The sequence below is a fragment of the Halomonas sp. BL6 genome (assembly GCF_006228115.1).
GTDB lineage: Bacteria > Pseudomonadota > Gammaproteobacteria > Pseudomonadales > Halomonadaceae > Vreelandella > Vreelandella piezotolerans.
Genome location: NZ_VDGL01000004.1, coordinates 20,158 through 34,779, shown reverse-complemented (window position 1 = coordinate 34,779; position 14,622 = coordinate 20,158). Strand labels below are relative to the sequence as shown.

The following is a 14,622-nucleotide window of genomic DNA, read 5'->3' as shown; positions in this document are numbered from 1 at the left end:
GCCGCTTTGTATGTTGAAAGGAATGTGGGCAGGGTGGGAAAACTTCAACCCTAAAAGCGTTTTACCTAACTCTCGTTAGGCGGCCACAACGATGGCATGGGTCGACCGTTGACGCGCCATACGCCTCGAATCACGTCGAACTGCAGTTCACGGGTGCCCAGTGGTAAGCCCAGCCAGAGCGCTGCCACGGTAGGCGCATCGTGCCACACGAAGTCACCATCGATGCGCTCGATCCAGCGAGCGCGTTCGACTGGCTTATCCAGTGACGTTACGCTCAGCTCTTCCAAGCGACGTGCATCGAAGAACAGGGCCCCCTCGGCATTGACTTGCAGCCCCAATAACGGGCTGTCCAAGGCGATGGTGGTGATATCGAGGCGCGGAGAGTCACTCAATACTTGGCGCAGGTCGGGCTCCAAGCGAGCCAATAACCCTTCTGCCATGGGCAAGCTAGTGTCTCCCCAGGCGGCCTCTTGGCGCAGTCGACGAATCGTTTGCCGAACGGCATCCCCATTCAAACGCGAGAGTTCTGCCTCGATACGACCATTCAGGAGCGGGGTGTCAGGCGCTTCACTCGGCACATGCACGTCGCCGACGACCAGCTCGCCTTTTAGACGAAGCTCGCTCTCATCCAGCTCCATGTGACTATGGAGATCCAGAGGCGCTACGTTGATGTCGTAGGCAGGGTAATGCAACGCTAGCTGCTCGATGTGCAGATGGTCACGCTGGGCAAAGTGGTAGGCATCGTCGATGTAGGTATAGCGACTTTCCAAGGTGGCGGGACCCAGCGTGAGTTGTGATAGGCCGTCGGTCAGGGTGAGCTGATCGAGCAGTCCACGCAGGCGCCAATCCCCAAACACGCCTTCCAAGCGTACTCGGGCACCGCGAACCTCCAGCTCGCGCCCGTTTTGCTGAATGACGAAGGGAGCAAGTGCCAAGCGCAGCTCGGTATGACCACTCAAAGTTTGATAGCGGCCCTGCCAACGGGGGACCGACGGTGCCGAGACTTCACCCACCGCCTTTTGTAGCACGCTATCCAAGCGCGGCAGCAGCGTGCCTTCGACATCGGTACTCAACACCCCGTGTCGTGCTCGGTAGGTGAGCTCTAGACGCCAGGGGCGTCCCAGCAGCGGCGAAAGAATCAGCCGCCCCCGAGAAGTGAGCCATCCTTGTCGATTCTCTACCTGGCTAACACGCCACTCGCCGCGTGCCTCTAGATCTTCGAGCGCCTGACGGAGACTGCGCTCGAAAAGCACGCTGGATAGCAGTTGCGCGACCATCCACACGACGGCAATCGTCGCGAGAACAGGCACGATCAAACGTTCCTTGCGCATGCTATCTCCTTGAACGGCCCCTCAACGAGACCTGATTCCACGCCACCCGTCGATCAATGCAGCCAAAACCACAGGTGCATGGTACTCCAGGCGTAAATCCCTGCCATGACATCGTCGATCATGATGCCAAACCCACCGGCCACTCGGCGGTCAGCCCAGCGAATGGGCCACGGTTTAAAGACATCGAAAATGCGGAACACCACGAACCCCCACAGCGCCGCTTCCCAGGAGAATGGCACGGCGGCCATGGTAATCCAATAGCCAACGAACTCATCCCAGACGATCCCCGAATGATCGTGCACACCCAGATCGTGGGAGGTTTTGTCACATAGCCAAACCCCAACGATAAATGCGGCCAGGACGATCCCCAAGTACCAACCGAGGGAAAGGTCGGCCATCATCCAGTAGAAGGGAATGGCCGCCAACGTGCCAAACGTGCCCGGCGCCCAAGGCACCGTCCCGCTGCCCAAACCGAAGGCAAAAAAGTGAGTGGGGCGTCGCCAAACGCTCGCTGGTGCACGGTTCATGATGCACCCCCTCGGAAGTGCTGCCAGCCCGTCGCTCTGCCGTCAGGCACGCCCGTCACGCCCAACGTCTCCGTGCAGCGACCAATCACCCTCAGAGACAGGCCGCTCTCGGCCAGTTTAGCAACCGCCTTAGTGACTTGATCGGGCGGTAGCGTGACCAAGAGTTCGTAATCGTCTCCTCCGGAGAGCGCTGCCGTCAGGGCTTGCTCGTGGCCGAGGCACTCGACCAGTCCCTCGGCCAGCGGTAGCGACTCGGGGGCCAGGTCGACCCCCACGTGAGACGCCTCTCGCAGGTGGGTCAAATCCGCCAACAAGCCGTCGGAGATGTCCATCGCCGCCGTCGCCACTCCGCGCAGAGCGATGCCGGCGTCGAGCCTTGGCTGTGGCATGAGGTAGCGCTGGAGCAACGGATGTGCGAGGTCTCGCTCACCGCGTTGCCACAGCGCTAGCCCGCCCGCGCCACCGCCTAGCGCCCCGGTTACCGCCACGACATCGCCTGGACGGGCGCCTGACCGGGTCATTGCTGATCCTGCAGGCACTTCGCCCATAACCGTAACGCCGATACTCAACTCACCGGACGTGACATCGCCGCCCGCCAGCACCGTGGCATGCTGCTGGCAAAGCGCATGGAATCCCCTCGCGTAGCGGGACAGCCACTGTTCCGCATGAGCATCATCCTCGAAGGCGCGCTGGTCGAGCGTCAGTGCCATCAAGCACCAGCGCGAGACGGCTCCCATGGCCGCCAAATCGCTGAGGGCCACCGCCAACGCCCGGTGACCGACTGCCTGAGCCGGCGCATCATGAGGGAAGTGTACGTTCACCACTGACGTGTCAACGCTCACGGCCAGCTCCTGGCCGACCTGAGGCATCAATAGGGTGGCGTCATCGCCGCATCCTAGGGCAACGCCATTCGTCGCTTGCGCCTCCTGCGGCGACATAAAGAAACGTCGAATCAGATCGAATTCGGCAAGCACAAAGGCCCCTTAAACGCTTGATCAGCCCCCTCCGCTTACAAGCGGCGGGCGCTGACTTCGGCACTTCGTAAGCGGTTGGCTAGCTTATCGAGAATGCCATTCACGTATTTATGGCCGTCGGTGGCGCCAAATGATTTTGCCAGCTCAACGCCTTCGTTAATCACTACGCGGTAAGGCACTTCCATTCGCCGGGAGAGCTCGTACGCTCCCAAGCGAAGAATGGCCAGCTCTACCGCGTCCAAATCTTCCAGGCGGCGATCCAACAACGGGGCGATTTCGCGGTCCAGCTCGGTTTTGAAGCGAACCGTGTTGTGTAAAAGCTCATGGAACAGCGCTTTGTCGGCGATTTCCATGACCTTGACCCAGTTCTCGTGATCTTCGAGATCGTCGTCGGCCACCTGACTGCGAAATTCCGCTTCGATGCTGGTAATCGATTTACCGGTCATCTGCCATTGATAAAGCCCTTGTACCGCTAACTCCCTGGCGGCGTGACGCCCCTGCTGTGCGGCTGAGGGCTTGCGCTCACGACGCTCACTCATTGGGAATCTCCCACCGGCAGGGCGCGCAGTAGAGAGACCATTTCCATCGCCGCCATGGCCGCTTCAGTGCCTTTGTTACCCGCCTTGGTGCCGGCACGCTCGATGGCCTGCTCGATGGACTCGACGGTCAGTACACCGTTGGCTACTGGCGTATCGAACTCCAACTGAAGATGATTGATGGCCGTGTTGCAGCCCCCCGCCACGTACTCGAAGTGCGGTGTGCCGCCGCGAATGACGGCGCCAAGCGCAATCACCGCATCGGGCTTCATCACGTTGAGCACGCGCTTGACGGCTAGGGGCAGCTCCCATGCACCGGGGACGTGAACGATGTGGATGTTTTCCATGTCCACACCGTGGCGCGTCAGACTGTCGACGGCACCTTCTACCAAGCTATCCACGACGTGGTGATTAAAACGACCCACCACGATCACGTAGCGCCCATCGACGTCTACGAAGGTACCTTCAATTTGCGAAAGGGATTGCATCGATTTATTCCTGCTGAAAAGTTGGCTCGTCGGCCGTGTCATTGGGCCCCAGCCGCTCGACCACTTCTAGGTCGAACCCAGAGAGCGCTGAGAACTTCCACGGCGAGCTGAGTAGGCGCATTTTACCCACGCCGAGATGGCGTAGAATTTGCGAACCCGTACCAATCGTTAAATAATTGCCAGAGCCATCAGAGTCGCTGGTGCGCGGCTGACGCACGCGATCCAGATAGATATCTAGCTGATCCTTCAAATCTTGATGTGGCCGCCCGTCATCGATCAGTACGAACACCCCGGCAGGCGCCTGGGCAATCTGTTCGATGGCGCGGTGAGCATCCCAACGGCATTGATCGCCCTTCATCAGCCCCATCACATCGCGCAGGGTATCGGCCAAATGCACGCGCACGGTAGTGGCCTGCTCGGGTGTGGGCTGCCCGTTCACGAGCGCGAGGTGGTGAGCGCCCTGAATACGATCACGGAACACATGCAGCGCCAGCTCACCATGGACGGTGGTCACTTGCGTCGTTTCTACGTGATCTACCGTTTGTTCGTTGACGATCCGGTAGTGAATCAAGTCGGCGATGGTGCCCATCTTGATATCGTGTGCTTTGGCAAAGGCCTCTAACTCAGGGCGGCGGGCCATACTGCCGTCATCGTTCATGATCTCACAAATGACGCCGCTGGGATCTAATCCGGCCAGCGCGGCTAAATCGCAAGCGGCTTCGGTATGGCCTGCGCGACGCAGCACGCCACCGGGTTCGGCCATCAGCGGAAAAATATGCCCTGGCTGAACGATATCCGTCGGTTTGGCATTCGGCGCAACGGCGGCTTGCACCGTACGGGCGCGGTCGGCGGCTGAAATGCCGGTGGTGACCCCTTCGGTCGCCTCGATCGAGAGCGTGAATTTGGTGCCAAAGCCGGAGCCGTTATCGCGCACCATGAGCGGCAGATTGAGCTGCTCGCAGCGCTCACGGGTCATCGGCATGCAGATCAGGCCGCAGGCATAGCGCGCCATGAAATTGATATGCTCTGGCTTCACCATTTCGGCGGCCATGATGATATCGCCTTCGTTCTCGCGATCCTCATCGTCCATGAGAATCACCATTTTGCCCTGGCGAATGTCGTCTACCAGCTCAGCGATGGGGGATAAACCCTCTGAAGAGGAGTGCGCCATGGAATCTCCAAAAATTAGGCTCGCATCGTATGCGAATTCGGGCGTCAGGGTACCTTGCAATGACGGCTTGCGCTAGTCAGCGTGCGGGGCGGCTATGATCCACCAGTCGTTTCCCACGGTTCGCGACTCGAGGATCGTCAAGCGCTTTTGATCGGCCATCTGGGTCATTCCCGGCAGGGAAAACAGCGGTCTTGCCTCGCCGCCCAGCAATGTCGGCGCGACGAAAAGCTGCATTTCATCGACCAGGCCGGCTTCCAGCAGCGCGCCCGCAAGCGTCGCTCCCGTTTCTACTAAGAGTTCGTTCACCTGCTCATTATCTGCCAGCCAGCGCAGCATGTCAGCCAGTGCAATGCGCCCGCCTTCGGCAGGCAGCACGTGAATCTCGGCCCCGGCCTGCGCCAACCGGTGCCGTTTCTCTTCGCTGTGCTGGTCAGTGGTGATGATCAGCGTGCGCCCGGGCTCGCGCAGACACGCTGCCGCCAGAGGAAGACGCAGGCGAGAATCAAGAATCACTCGCAGGGGTTGGCGCTGGGTGATGTCGTCGGCGTTGCCCAAGGCTAATTGGTCGGCCCGCAGCGTCAACCGGGAGTCATCCATGATGAGCGACTCTACGCCGCTCAGGATGGCGCTCGACCGCGCCCGCAGGCGCTGCACCTGCGTGCGCGCCTGGGGCCCGGTAATCCATTGCGACTCACCTGAGCCCATCGCGGTCCGACCATCCAAGCTCATGGCCATCTTCAGCCGCACAAAGGGACGGCGGCGCACCATGCGCGAGATGAAGCCGGGATTGAGCGCCCGGGCGTCGGCTTCCAGCAAACCTACCTGCACGTCGATACCGGCGGAGGCCAAGTGTGCGATACCGCCACCGCTGACCTGGGGGTTGGGGTCTTGCATCGCGATCACCACGCGACGGACACCCGCCTTGGTCAGGGCCACGGCACAAGGGCCCGTGCGCCCCGTGTGAGAACACGGCTCTAACGTGACGTACGCCGTCGCGCCCTGTGCAGCGTTGCCTGCCGCTTGAAGCGCATGAATTTCGGCATGAGGTTCCCCAGCCCGCACGTGATACCCCTCCCCCACGATGCGAGCGTCTCCATCGCTATCGAAGCGCACGATCACGCACCCCACTCTTGGGTTAGGGTCGGTGGTGTAAAGCCCCCGCTTGGCCAGCTGAATCGCGCGGGCCATGTAGCGATGATCGGCAGTGGAGAACTCACCCATCATGACGCTCCGTTCGGTGATCCCTGCCCGGCCGGCTCATCGGAGGGCTCTTGGGAGAGCCGATCGATTTCAGCACGAAACTCATCCAGGTCCTGAAACTTGCGGTATACAGAGGCAAAACGAATGTAGGCCACTTGGTCGAGGCTACGTAACGCTTTCATCACCGCCTCGCCCACCTCCCGGGCGTTCACCTCACGGTCACCACGTGCGCGCAACGTTTGACGAATGCGCTCTACCGAGGCTTCGATCGCTTCGGCACTGACCGGGCGTTTTTCCAGTGCGCGGAGCATCCCCGCACGTAGCTTTGCTTCATCGAAACTCTCGCGAGAACCGTCGGACTTCACCACCCGCGGCATGATCAACTCAGCGGTCTCGTACGTCGTAAAACGCTCATGGCAGCTGGCGCACTGGCGGCGTCGGCGCACCTGGTCACCCTCTGCCACCAGCCTGGAATCCGTCACTCTCGTATCGTTTGCACCACAAAAAGGGCAATGCATGGCAGTCAACCTATTATCAGTACGCACTAAAACCAGTACGTGCAGCGTGTCAGCCTGAACGAAGGGACGCAGCGTCACGGTGCGTGCTCTACGAGCCCTTCGCTATTTTGTAAACTGTTTTATCGCCAGCTGTCGGCGGTAGCCGACCCGCCGAGCTATCGTATGGCGGTGTTATACAGCCCCTATCTCAACGTATTGTAACGATTTGGCACACAAGCTGCAGCGTTTGTCGAAGGATGATTGAAAGGACGCCCGCTATGACCGCTTTCGAAAAGACTGTTCACCACTACCTCACCCAGCTATACGGCCCGCGCGCAGGGGAAGTGCAGCGGCGAATAGGTCAACACGTCGCGCATTTTCGCGAGGGAGCAAACGCTGCACCGACCGTTAACGGTCAATCTGTCGATGCACCAATGTGGAGCGAAAAGGATCAGTGGGTCATCTGTTACGGCGACTCGATCGTCGATGAGGGAACGCCACCGCTAGCCGTGCTGGATACGTTTTTGCAACGTTATCTGGGAGACACCGTCAGTGGGGTTCACGTGCTGCCCTTTTTCCCTTGGAGCAGCGACGACGGCTTTTCGGTGATTCATTATCGTGAGGTCAATAGTGAGCTGGGCGCGTGGTCGGACGTCCAAACCCTAGCCAGCCACTACGACTTGATGGCTGACTTGGTACTCAACCATGTCTCCCGAGAGTCGCTCTGGTTCGTCGACTATCTCACCGGTAGCCTACCCGGGCGCGACTATTTCATTGAGGTGGATCCTGACACGGACGTTTCCCAGGTCACCCGCCCGCGCAGCAGCCCGTTATTGGTGCCGATCTCGACGCGTCGCGGCACCCGCCACGTATGGGCTACCTTTTCGGAAGATCAAATCGATCTCAACTTCGAAAACCCGGACGTGCTGCTCGAGTTCGTGGGCATTTTGCTGTTCTACCTGCAGCAAGGCGTACGCATCATTCGCCTGGATGCAGTGGCCTTTCTATGGAAACGGCTCGGCACCCCGTGCATCCATCTGCCAGAGACCCATACCGTCGTGCGCTTACTGCGCGCTATCGTGGATGAGATGGCGCCCGGCACGCTGTTAATTACCGAAACCAACGTGCCACACGCCGAAAACATTAGCTACTTCGGCTTGGAGCGGTTGACGCAGGGCACTCCCGACGAAGCCCACATGGTGTATCAGTTCGCCCTGCCCCCGCTTTTACTGCATACCCTGACCCGCGGGGAAGCGACGACGCTACAAACGTGGTTGAACAGCCTCCCGGTACTGCCGCCGCAGTGTACCTACTTGAACTTTACCGCCAGCCACGACGGTATAGGTGTACGGCCTCTTGAAGGCCTGCTCCCCGACCACGAGCGTGACGCGCTGCTGGAATTGATGCACCGCTTTGGTGGATTTGTCAGCATGCGCAGCAATCCTGACGGCAGCGACACGCCCTACGAGATCAATATCACATGGTTCGAGGCGATGCGCGGCACCCGCCGTGGCCCGGACCCGTGGCAAATTGCACGCTTTCTCTGCAGCCAAGCGATCATGCTCAGCTTGCAAGGGATCCCTGCGCTCTATATCCACACGCTCACCGGCACGCTGAACGATGTGGAAGGTGTGGAACGTAGCGGCCGCCTGCGCTCGATCAACCGCCGACGCTGGCAGCTCGATGAGCTTGCCTTGTTATTAGAAAGCCCCGCCACCCCGACTCATGACGTTTTTCACGCCCTGCATCGGCTGCTAACACAGCGTCGCCAAGAGCCTTGTTTCCACCCCAACGCCCCGCAGCGCGTGATCGACACTCCCCCTGAGCTGCTCGCCCTCGAGCGTGGCCCCCTGCCTAACGGTCGACGCCTACTCGCGCTCTACAACGTGACCGATGGCAAGGTCGATCTCACTCACGCAGGGGATGCCCTCCATCAAACGCTTACTCAGCATGACTGGCAGCCGATCGGCAGTGCGAGTACTCACCATGACGCGACGCTGCCACCCTATGCCGTGTGCTGGCTGGTGGCTGACGCTTGACGCTTGCGACATAACGACTCAGGCATCCATGATCGTCACTCTTACATAATCATCCGCTGCGATACTGTGTGACGATCATGTCACGAGGCAAGGAGGCGCGAGTGCCCCACGCCGTTTTACTAAAAGGATTATGCGATGTCATGGGTTTCATTAAAAAGTCTCGGTCGTGTCAGCCTGCTGGCCGCGACAGCTAGCACTGCCGTTGTCAGCTTCGCTGACGAGCTGCCCGCGCCCATTCAGGCGCTCGCCAACCAGGGTTTGACGATTCATGGTCAGTTCGATGCACCGGGCGGAATGCGCGGCTTTGGGGCCAGCGTGCAAGGGCAGGACATGGCGATTTATCTCACCCCCGATGGAGAGCATGCGATCATTGGCACGCTGGTCGACGGTGAAGGCACCGACCTGACTGAGGCCCAGCTCGATGAGCACGTACGAGCGCCGCTAGAAGCCGACACGTGGGCGCTGCTCGAAGAGAGCCACTGGATCCAGGATGGCAACCCGGATGCGCCACGCGTCATCTACACCTTTACTGACGCCAACTGCCCTTATTGCCGCCAACTATGGCAACAAACCCGCCCATGGGTAGAGGCTGGCAAGGTCCAGCTGCGCCATATCATGGTGGGTATTCTAGCCCCCAATAGCCCGGCACTCGCCGCCACGATACTGGGCGCCGAGGACCCATCCGCCGCGCTACATCGCCATAGTGAGGGCGATGAACTCTCCCCCAGCGCACAGCCACGAGACATCGAAGAGCAGGTCTACGACAACAATCAACTCTTCGAACAGCTCGGCCTCTACGCCACTCCCACCAGTGCGTTTCAACGCGAAACCGACAGCGGCACGGTCCGCATAGACCGTATTCAAGGCCTACCCAGCGACGAGCGCTTCATCGAAATGATGGGTAGCGAAGCGCCATGAGAGCGTCGATGCGGCTGGTATTGCTGCCCATTTGGCTAGCGGGACAGCCGCTGAGCAATGAACCAGCCCAACACCATGGCCGCCAACAGCGCGAGCAGCGGCAACGTTGCTCCGCCGATGGAGGCGATCGCAGGACCAGGGCAGTAACCCGATAGCCCCCAGCCCACGCCAAACAGCGCCGCGCCGCCTAACAATTTGGCATCCAGCTCTTGCTTGCTCGGCAGTTGGAAGTGGGTGCCAAACAGCGGCGTGCCGCGAGCGAAGACCACGCGATAGCCCACGAACGTGGTGCCGACGGCGCCACCCAGTACGAACATCAACGTCGGATCCCAGGCACCAGCCACATCCAAAAAGCCGAGCACGCGCGCGGGGTCGGTCATCCCGGAGATCGCGAGTCCTACACCGAACAGCAGGCCAGCGAGATATCCCGCCGCTGTTTTGACCGCTGGAACCCTCATGCTCCACCTCCCATGACATGGCGAACCACATAGACCGTCGCGATGGCCGCGACCAGGAAGGTGACGGTGGCCGCCATCGACCGAGGTGCCAAACGCGCCAAGCCACATACGCCGTGACCGCTGGTACAGCCACTGCCAAGTCCCGTGCCTACCCCTACCAGCAGGCCTGCCAACAGCATGAGCGGCACGCCGCCTGCGGGTTCACCGATCACCGCACCGGGGACGCCTGCCACGTTACCCAGCCCGCCCCCGGCCGCCATCACCAGCAACGGGCCGCTGACTAGCCCAGCCAAGAACGCCATGCGCCACGCGCTGTCTCCTCTCGGGCGCTGGGTCATCAGCCCTCCAATGATGCCGCTAATACCGGCAATACGGCCCAGCGCCCCCATTAGCCATACCGCTGAGAGGCCTATCAACACGCCTCCCATCAACCCTTGCAAACTTGCCAACCCATTGGCTGTTTCATTCATGACTGATGATCTCGCCTTCTACTTTCCAACATCAAAACCGGTTGATCGGCACTTTTAAATACACTTGCCCGTCATCTTCTGCTGGGGGCATTTCCCCCGCCCGCATATTGATCTGCACCGAAGGAATGATCAGGCGCGGCATACCTAACGTGGCATCCCTCTCGGTACGCATCTTGACGAACTCCTCTTCGCTAATGCCGTCATGCACATGGACGTTCGCTCGGCGCTGCTCGGCCACGCTCGTCTCATGTTGATAGTGCTCACGTCCAGGTGCTTGATAGTCGTGGCATAAAAACAGCCGCGTTTTTTCGGGTAGCGCCAGCACTTTCTGAATGGATTGATAGAGCGTGCGTGCGTCGCCGCCGGGGAAATCGCAGCGCGCGGTACCGTAGTCCGGCATGAACAAGGTATCCCCCACAAACGCGGCGTCGCCTATCACGTAGGTCAGACAGGCGGGCGTGTGGCCCGGCGTGTGCAGCACCCGCCCTTCGAGCCCACCAATGGCGAAGACATCGCCCTCTTTGAAGAGCGCATCGAACTGGCTGCCGTCTCGGGCAAACTCCGAGCCTGCATTGAAAGCCTTACCGAATATTTCCTGCACATCGACGATATGGGCACCAATACCGGTCTTGCCGCCTAGCGCCAAGTGTAGATAGGGGGCCGCCGACAGATGATCGGCGTGTACGTGCGTTTCTAAGATCCATTCCACCGTCAACCCCTGGCGGCGCACAAAGGCGATGATCTGCTCCGCCGAGCGAACGTCGGTGCGGCCAGCGGCGTAATCGAAGTCCAGTACGGAGTCGATGATGGCGCACGCAGCACTGTCGGGATCTTGCACCACGTAGCTGAATGTATTGGTAGGTTCGTCGAAAAAGTGGGTCACGATGGGGCGTTGCATCGAAAGCCTCCCATTGATGGATAACTATCGTTGAGTACGTGCCCTGAGTGTAGCGCAAATAAAGTTATATATTTATATCATTAAAGAATTAATAGTACTTTCCATCCCTACTTTTCGATTCACTCGACTAAGGTATGAACGATAATGGCCGATAACAGTGAGGGCTTACTTACTGCTTGGAATTTTTTATAGGGACACCATGAACCGTTTGACAACGACACAGAAACTTTGGGGCACGCTGGTCATCATTTGGGTGGCGATGCTACTGCTGGTGGGGTGGTTAGCGTGGGAAAACCGCCAAACCATCGAAAGTGAACGACGCGACAGTATTCAGCATATCGTGAGCAGCATCCATGGACAGTTAGAAGCGCTACAGGCACGCGCCGAGAGCGGCGAACTGACCGAAGAAGAAGCGCAGCAGCGAGCCATCGACAGCATCGCCAGCGTTCGTTTTGGTGAGGGGGAGTACGTCTTTGCTTTCGATGACGATTTAGCGATCGTTTCGCACCCTAACCGCCCCAGAGGCGAGGATATGAGTGCCTATCAAGACGCCAGCGGTATGCGACTCTATTCAGCCTTTTTGGACGTTGCCCAAGCCGGTGGTGGCCACGTGGACTACTACTCACGGCGTATTAGCGGTGACGACCAAGTGCCTAAAGTGAGCTATGTTGCCTACCTGCCAGAGTGGGGCTGGTCGCTGGCGGCTGGCGTGTATGTCGACGATATCAATGCCGCCTTCATTGCCCGGTTGATTCGTTCCGCCTTCATCCTCTTGGTGATCGGTGTACCGGTCACCCTCCTGATGGGCTGGGTCATTCGTGACGTTGCCCGCCGACTGGGCGGTGATCCACGCTATGCCGCCACGGTGGTACGTCACATCGCCGATGGGGATCTTACTCAAGCGGCCACCCTCTCCGCTAACGATCAGCATAGCTTGCTGTATGACATCAACCGCATGCGCGAAACGCTGGCGGGCACCATCAGTGACATTCACCACGGCGCGGATCAGGTGAATCACGGCGTGGAGCAAATCGTTGGCGTCAACGAAGAGCTTTCCACCCGTACCGAAGAGCAAGCTGCATCCCTGGCGGAGACCGCCTCCAGCATGGAGCAGCTAACGGCAACGGTAAAGCAGAACGCCGACCATGCTGACCATGCTCGTAACCTCGCCACCAAAACGGCGGAAAGTGCTCAACGTGGCAGCGACGCCATGGCGTCGGTGATTCATACCATGGAGAACATCAACAACAGCGCCACGCAGATGAGCAGTATCGTCAATACCATTGATGCCATCGCGTTCCAGACCAACATTCTGGCACTCAACGCTTCTGTAGAAGCAGCCCGCGCGGGGGAGCAGGGGCGTGGTTTTGCGGTGGTGGCCAACGAGGTTCGCCAGTTGGCTAGCCGCTCGGCGTCTGCTGCCCAGGAGATCAAAGGTTTGATCGAAAACGCGGATGCTCAGGTGGTCGAAGGCAGCCGCCAAGTTAAAAACACGGGTGAAATGATCAACGGTGTAGTGGCTGACATTCAGCAGCTCAGCACGCTGGTGCAGGACATCTCGGCAGCCACCATCGAACAAAGCAGCGGTATCGAGCAGGTCAATCAGGCCGTGACACAGATGGACCAAATGACGCAGCAAAACGCAGGGTTGGTACAGCAGAGTAACCACGCGACCCAGCAACTCGCGCAGCTGAGCACCCAGCTCCGCCATTTAGTGACGAACTTCAAGCTCGACCACCAAGCACCACAGGCCGCCATTGCCCCAGCCGCCATTACCCCACCTATGGCCCGCTCCTCCTCCTTTAGCGATTTTTAATCGCCCAGACATGGCCTCCGCCTAGCACGGCGGAGGCCATGCCATGCCTAATACGTCTCGACTAGACCTTGCCTTGATTATCCAGCTCTACCGCCTCGTGCATTCTGGCCAACAGGTCGGGCACGGCGGCTTGTACGCGGTTCCAGCTAGGAATGAAGGGCCGCTCCCGGGGATTGTCCAAAAACAGGTTTCCCGCTTCCAACAGGTTGCTGGCAAACAGCTCTACCGCCTGCTCTTCACAGTGACGATCCAAACTGAGGCCATTCATGGTGGCGTCGTGATCGTAAGCTTCGATCAAATCGAGCGCCAAACGATAGTACGTGGCTTTGAGCGTGCGGAAGTCTTCACTGCTAAAGCTCACTCCTTGCGTCGCTAACTTGCGATACAGGGCCTTGGCGATGTCCAAGCTCATTCGGTTCAGGCCACCGGTAGCATCCCCCTCGCTGACGGGCTGATGCTTGTGGTCATAGGCATCGGCAATGTCCACCTGACATAGTTGACGATGAGAGTAGTTACGCTGGAGTTCGGACAGCACGCCGATTTCAAGCCCCCAGTCGGCGGGAATACGAATGCCTTCCAGCACGTCGCTGCGCATTGCAAACTCGCCCGAGAGCGGATAACGAAAGCTATCCAAATAATCCAGATAAGGCAGCGGCCCGCATACGGTCTTGAGCGCCCGCAGCAGCGGCGTCACCATCAACCGCGACACGCGGCCATTCAACTTTCCTTCGGCAATACGAGGGTAATACCCTTTACAGAAGCTGTAGTTGAAGCGCGGATGCGCCACGGGATACATGAGCCGCGCCAGCAAGCTACGGTCATAGGTGAGAATATCGCAGTCGTGTAGGCCTACCACCGATGAACGGCCGGAGGCCAATACGTATCCCGCGCAGTACCACACGTTGCGTCCTTTGCCGGGCTCTAGTGCGCCCAGGCCGTGGCTCTCCAGCTCGGCATCGAGTTCGCGCAAACGTGGGCCGTCGTTCCATAAAATGCGCGTGTGCTGAGGCAAACGGGAGAAAAACTCGCGGGCATACAAAAACTGTTCACGGTCGGCACGATCCAGGCCGATCACGATTTCATTGAGATACGGCACCTTTACCAACTCATCGACGATCGCCGATAGCGCGGGTCCCTCCAACTCGGAAAACAGCGACGGCAGGATGAGCCCCATCGGTCGACGGTTGGCGAACTGGCTTAGCTCTTGCTCGAGCGCCTCGACCGGGCGACGGGTAAGATTATGAAAATCGGTGATGACGCCGTTTTGATGGAAGTCACTCATACGCGAACCTCTTGATG

At 59.3% G+C, this 14,622-nt stretch carries 15 protein-coding genes; 3 read left to right on the top strand and 12 right to left on the bottom strand.

From position 1 onward, the window contains the following. Nucleotides 1–65 precede the first annotated feature (65 nt). The 8 genes from FHJ80_RS09760 to nrdR all read right to left on the bottom strand — a co-directional run bounded on the left by FHJ80_RS09760 (nt 66) and on the right by nrdR (nt 6,745). Nucleotides 66–1,331, bottom strand: coding sequence for a DUF945 family protein (locus FHJ80_RS09760; protein WP_139526980.1), 1,266 nt, complete (start codon nt 1,329–1,331; stop codon nt 66–68). 53 nt (nt 1,332–1,384) lie between these two features. Further along, the gene (locus tag FHJ80_RS09755; protein ID WP_139526979.1) at nt 1,385–1,858 is read right to left on the bottom strand and encodes a phosphatidylglycerophosphatase A; all 474 of its coding nucleotides are present in this window, start codon (nt 1,856–1,858) and stop codon (nt 1,385–1,387) included. Then, complete coding sequence (thiL, locus tag FHJ80_RS09750) at nt 1,855–2,832, bottom strand: thiamine-phosphate kinase (RefSeq protein ID WP_139526978.1); 978 nt, start codon at nt 2,830–2,832, stop codon at nt 1,855–1,857. The genes FHJ80_RS09755 and thiL overlap by 4 nt, the downstream gene beginning before the upstream one ends. A 35-nt stretch (nt 2,833–2,867) precedes the next feature. Continuing rightward, a complete protein-coding gene (gene nusB / locus FHJ80_RS09745; protein WP_139526977.1) occupies nt 2,868–3,371 on the bottom strand; it encodes a transcription antitermination factor NusB in 504 nt (167 codons plus the stop codon). Next, complete coding sequence (gene ribE / locus FHJ80_RS09740) at nt 3,368–3,856, bottom strand: 6,7-dimethyl-8-ribityllumazine synthase (protein ID WP_139526976.1); 489 nt, start codon at nt 3,854–3,856, stop codon at nt 3,368–3,370. Before ribE ends, nusB begins: the two co-directional genes overlap by 4 nt. 4 nt (nt 3,857–3,860) lie before the next feature. After that, nucleotides 3,861–5,027: a bifunctional 3,4-dihydroxy-2-butanone-4-phosphate synthase/GTP cyclohydrolase II gene (ribBA, locus tag FHJ80_RS09735; protein ID WP_139526975.1), complete on the bottom strand. Its 1,167-nt coding sequence runs from the start codon at nt 5,025–5,027 to the stop codon at nt 3,861–3,863. A gap of 72 nt (nt 5,028–5,099) precedes the next feature. Continuing rightward, nucleotides 5,100–6,248 (bottom strand): bifunctional diaminohydroxyphosphoribosylaminopyrimidine deaminase/5-amino-6-(5-phosphoribosylamino)uracil reductase RibD, encoded by a 1,149-nt coding sequence (gene ribD / locus FHJ80_RS09730; RefSeq protein ID WP_139527244.1) that lies wholly within the window; start codon nt 6,246–6,248, stop codon nt 5,100–5,102. Next, nucleotides 6,248–6,745 carry a transcriptional regulator NrdR gene (nrdR, locus tag FHJ80_RS09725; protein ID WP_139526974.1) on the bottom strand — a complete coding sequence of 166 codons (498 nt, stop codon included), beginning with the start codon at nt 6,743–6,745 and terminating at the stop codon, nt 6,248–6,250. Before nrdR ends, ribD begins: the two co-directional genes overlap by 1 nt. Before the next feature lie 257 nt (nt 6,746–7,002). Between nrdR and FHJ80_RS09720 the strand changes: the two genes are divergently transcribed. Further along, nucleotides 7,003–8,763, top strand: coding sequence for a sugar phosphorylase (locus FHJ80_RS09720; RefSeq protein WP_139526973.1), 1,761 nt, complete (start codon nt 7,003–7,005; stop codon nt 8,761–8,763). Between the two features lie 135 nt (nt 8,764–8,898). Continuing rightward, a complete protein-coding gene (gene dsbG, locus FHJ80_RS09715; protein WP_139526972.1) occupies nt 8,899–9,681 on the top strand; it encodes a thiol:disulfide interchange protein DsbG in 783 nt (260 codons plus the stop codon). A 35-nt stretch (nt 9,682–9,716) separates the two neighbouring features. Here dsbG and FHJ80_RS09710 read toward each other — a convergent pair whose 3' ends face one another. From FHJ80_RS09710 to FHJ80_RS09700, 3 genes are read right to left on the bottom strand one after another with little or no spacing between them, the layout of a single operon-like run. Beyond that, on the bottom strand, nt 9,717–10,139 hold the full coding sequence (locus tag FHJ80_RS09710) for a DUF6691 family protein (protein WP_139526971.1): 423 nt from the start codon (nt 10,137–10,139) through the stop codon (nt 9,717–9,719). After that, nucleotides 10,136–10,609 (bottom strand): YeeE/YedE family protein, encoded by a 474-nt coding sequence (locus FHJ80_RS09705; protein WP_139526970.1) that lies wholly within the window; start codon nt 10,607–10,609, stop codon nt 10,136–10,138. The genes FHJ80_RS09710 and FHJ80_RS09705 overlap by 4 nt, the downstream gene beginning before the upstream one ends. Before the next feature lie 31 nt (nt 10,610–10,640). Then, nucleotides 10,641–11,507: an MBL fold metallo-hydrolase gene (locus tag FHJ80_RS09700; RefSeq protein WP_139526967.1), complete on the bottom strand. Its 867-nt coding sequence runs from the start codon at nt 11,505–11,507 to the stop codon at nt 10,641–10,643. Between the two features lie 199 nt (nt 11,508–11,706). Between FHJ80_RS09700 and FHJ80_RS09695 the strand changes: the two genes are divergently transcribed. Beyond that, on the top strand, nt 11,707–13,323 hold the full coding sequence (locus tag FHJ80_RS09695; RefSeq protein WP_139526966.1) for a methyl-accepting chemotaxis protein: 1,617 nt from the start codon (nt 11,707–11,709) through the stop codon (nt 13,321–13,323). Between the two features lie 61 nt (nt 13,324–13,384). Here the strand turns inward: FHJ80_RS09695 and FHJ80_RS09690 are convergent, their stop codons facing one another. Continuing rightward, complete coding sequence (locus tag FHJ80_RS09690) at nt 13,385–14,605, bottom strand: glycosyl transferase (protein WP_139526964.1); 1,221 nt, start codon at nt 14,603–14,605, stop codon at nt 13,385–13,387. Nucleotides 14,606–14,622: the final 17 nt, after the last annotated feature.

Coding starts and splice junctions, on each gene's coding strand:
- FHJ80_RS09760 (WP_139526980.1), bottom strand. CDS start 1,331: ATGCGCAAGGAACGTTTGATCGTGCCTGTTCTCGCGACGATTGCCGTC.
- FHJ80_RS09755 (WP_139526979.1), bottom strand. CDS start 1,858: ATGAACCGTGCACCAGCGAGCGTTTGGCGACGCCCCACTCACTTTTTT.
- nusB (WP_139526977.1), bottom strand. CDS start 3,371: ATGAGTGAGCGTCGTGAGCGCAAGCCCTCAGCCGCACAGCAGGGGCGT.
- ribE (WP_139526976.1), bottom strand. CDS start 3,856: ATGCAATCCCTTTCGCAAATTGAAGGTACCTTCGTAGACGTCGATGGG.
- ribBA (WP_139526975.1), bottom strand. CDS start 5,027: ATGGCGCACTCCTCTTCAGAGGGTTTATCCCCCATCGCTGAGCTGGTA.
- ribD (WP_139527244.1), bottom strand. CDS start 6,248: ATGGGTGAGTTCTCCACTGCCGATCATCGCTACATGGCCCGCGCGATT.
- nrdR (WP_139526974.1), bottom strand. CDS start 6,745: ATGCATTGCCCTTTTTGTGGTGCAAACGATACGAGAGTGACGGATTCC.
- FHJ80_RS09720 (WP_139526973.1), top strand. CDS start 7,003: ATGACCGCTTTCGAAAAGACTGTTCACCACTACCTCACCCAGCTATAC.
- dsbG (WP_139526972.1), top strand. CDS start 8,899: ATGTCATGGGTTTCATTAAAAAGTCTCGGTCGTGTCAGCCTGCTGGCC.
- FHJ80_RS09710 (WP_139526971.1), bottom strand. CDS start 10,139: ATGAGGGTTCCAGCGGTCAAAACAGCGGCGGGATATCTCGCTGGCCTG.
- FHJ80_RS09705 (WP_139526970.1), bottom strand. CDS start 10,609: ATGAATGAAACAGCCAATGGGTTGGCAAGTTTGCAAGGGTTGATGGGA.
- FHJ80_RS09700 (WP_139526967.1), bottom strand. CDS start 11,507: ATGCAACGCCCCATCGTGACCCACTTTTTCGACGAACCTACCAATACA.
- FHJ80_RS09695 (WP_139526966.1), top strand. CDS start 11,707: ATGAACCGTTTGACAACGACACAGAAACTTTGGGGCACGCTGGTCATC.
- FHJ80_RS09690 (WP_139526964.1), bottom strand. CDS start 14,605: ATGAGTGACTTCCATCAAAACGGCGTCATCACCGATTTTCATAATCTT.